Raw genomic sequence first — 2,500 nt, 5'->3', positions numbered from 1 at the left:
TCGCCACTACTAGCGGAATCACTTTTGTTTTCTTCTCCTCCGGGTACTTAGATGTTTCAGTTCTCCGGGTTCGCTTCCTTTCGGATGACATGTCTTCAACATGACGGGTTGCCCCATTCGGATACCTGCGGATCGACCTGTATGTGCCAGTCCCCGCAGCTTTTCGCAGCTTATCACGTCCTTCATCGCCTCTGAGAGCCTAGGCATTCCCCATACGCTCTTGTTTAGCTTATTGTACTTTTGTCTTTTTAATGAGTTACAATTATTGCTCGTTACAATAATTTATTTTTATTAAATATTTCTATCTAATTTCATGTATCTTTTTTCAATATGTCAATGAACTTTTGCGGCTCAAGGCCGTTAGTGGAGAATACCGGAGTCGAACCGGTGACCTCCTGCGTGCAAGGCAGGCGCTCTAGCCAGCTGAGCTAATTCCCCATAACTAGTTGTTAGTAATGAGTAGTCAGTAGTTAGTACGTAACTACATACCCAACCTCTAGGATTTCCTTCAATTTAGTAGTCTCAGGCAGACTCGAACTGCCGACCTCTACATTATCAGTGTAGCGCTCTAACCAGCTGAGCTATGAGACTCTACTTAATTATTGATATTTTAAATTGACAGCAAAAGAACAAACTATCCCTTTCCCTTTCTTCCTATCGGTCGTCTTTCTCTAGAAAGGAGGTGTTCCAGCCGCACCTTCCGGTACGGCTACCTTGTTACGACTTAGCCCTAGTTACCGATTTTACCCTAGGCCGCTCCTTGCGGTGACGGACTTCAGGCACTCCCAGCTTCCATGGCTTGACGGGCGGTGTGTACAAGGCCCGGGAACGTATTCACCGCATCATGGCTGATATGCGATTACTAGCGATTCCAGCTTCACGGAGTCGAGTTGCAGACTCCGATCCGAACTGTGATAGGCTTTGTAGATTCGCTCCTTCTCGCGAAGTGGCTGCTCTCTGTACCTACCATTGTAGCACGTGTGTAGCCCAGGACGTAAGGGCCGTGATGATTTGACGTCATCCCCACCTTCCTCGCGGTTTGCACCGGCAGTCTTGCTAGAGTTCCCATCTTTACATGCTGGCAACTAACAACAGGGGTTGCGCTCGTTATAGGACTTAACCTGACACCTCACGGCACGAGCTGACGACAACCATGCAGCACCTTGCAGTCCGTCCGAAGAAAAGTCTGTCTCCAGACCTGTCGTACTGCATTTAAGCCCTGGTAAGGTTCCTCGCGTATCATCGAATTAAACCACATGCTCCACCGCTTGTGCGGGCCCCCGTCAATTCCTTTGAGTTTCATTCTTGCGAACGTACTCCCCAGGTGGGTCACTTATCACTTTCGCTTAGCCACTCAGGCCGAAGCCCGAACAGCTAGTGACCATCGTTTACGGCGTGGACTACCGGGGTATCTAATCCCGTTCGCTCCCCACGCTTTCGTCCATCAGTGTCAATATACCGTTAGTGATCTGCCTTCGCAATCGGTATTCTATGTAATATCTATGCATTTCACCGCTACACTACATATTCTAACCACTTCACAGTAATTCAAGACCGGCAGTATCAAAGGCAGTTCTACAGTTGAGCTGCAGGATTTCACCTCTGACTGACCGATCCACCTACGGACCCTTTAAACCCAATGATTCCGGATAACGCTTGCATCCTCCGTATTACCGCGGCTGCTGGCACGGAGTTAGCCGATGCTTATTCTTACGGTACCGTCAGCCAGATACACGTATCTGGGTTTCTTCCCGTACAAAAGCAGTTTACAACCCATAGGGCAGTCTTCCTGCACGCGGCATGGCTGGATCAGGCTTCCGCCCATTGTCCAATATTCCTCACTGCTGCCTCCCGTAGGAGTCTGGTCCGTGTCTCAGTACCAGTGTGGGGGATCCCCCTCTCAGGGCCCCTATCTATCGTCGCCTAGGTGCGCCGTTACCGCACCTACTAGCTAATAGAACGCATACTCATCTCCTACCGCCGAAACTTTAATCAGCGGATCATGCGATCCGCTAATGCCATGGGGTATTAATCTTCGTTTCCAAAGGCTATCCCCCTGTAAGAGGTAGATTGTATACGCGTTACGCACCCGTGCGCCACTCGCCGGCGGAAAAGCAAGCTTTTCCCCGCTGCCGTTCGACTTGCATGTGTTAGGCCTGCCGCTAGCGTTCATCCTGAGCCAGGATCAAACTCTTCATCGTTAAATCTTAAATATAATTAACGACCAATCCAGAATTTCCAAAGTACTCATGATGGTTCGTTCTCTTGTCGGCCAGAACCGTTTCCGGTCATGGCCTTACGCTGTCAATTCAATATGTTAATGAACTTTTCTGTCGGCCAAAACCAGCCCTTCGGCGTTTTGGCGGGTGCAAATATAAAACCCTTTTTTTATTCCCGCAACATCTTCCAAATTTATTTTGAAAATATTTTCCAAAACAACCACCGGACAACTTTTCCGGGGCGCAAAGATATAAACTTATTAGACTATTTGGAGAAAAAT

The 2,500-nt window shown here is 48.5% G+C and carries 1 protein-coding gene, 2 tRNA genes and 2 rRNA genes (1 of these 5 cut by a window edge); 1 reads left to right on the top strand and 4 read right to left on the bottom strand.

Annotated elements, in window-relative coordinates; translation table 11 throughout:
- From LBU54_RS14985 to LBU54_RS14970, 4 genes are all read right to left on the bottom strand, one after another.
- Positions 1-235 (bottom strand): 23S ribosomal RNA (locus LBU54_RS14985); it reaches 2,582 nt to the left of the window's first position.
- 129 nt (positions 236-364) lie between these two features.
- Positions 365-438: transfer RNA gene (locus LBU54_RS14980), tRNA-Ala, on the bottom strand.
- 79 nt (positions 439-517) lie between these two features.
- Positions 518-591: transfer RNA gene (locus tag LBU54_RS14975), tRNA-Ile, on the bottom strand.
- 84 nt (positions 592-675) lie between these two features.
- Positions 676-2,201, bottom strand: a 16S ribosomal RNA gene (locus LBU54_RS14970).
- Together the 16S and 23S rRNA genes with 2 tRNA genes alongside form the textbook arrangement of a ribosomal RNA operon.
- 119 nt (positions 2,202-2,320) lie before the next feature.
- Between LBU54_RS14970 and LBU54_RS14965 the strand changes: the two genes are divergently transcribed.
- The coding region (locus tag LBU54_RS14965) for a hypothetical protein (RefSeq protein WP_224531885.1) at positions 2,321-2,500 on the top strand (180 nt) is incomplete at its 3' end.

Origin of the sequence: Winogradskyella alexanderae, from assembly GCF_020166335.1 — a bacterium.
GTDB classification, from domain to species: Bacteria; Bacteroidota; Bacteroidia; order Flavobacteriales; family Flavobacteriaceae; genus Winogradskyella; species Winogradskyella alexanderae.
Note: the sequence above shows the minus strand (reverse complement) of the source record. Positions and strands in the feature narration are given on the sequence as shown.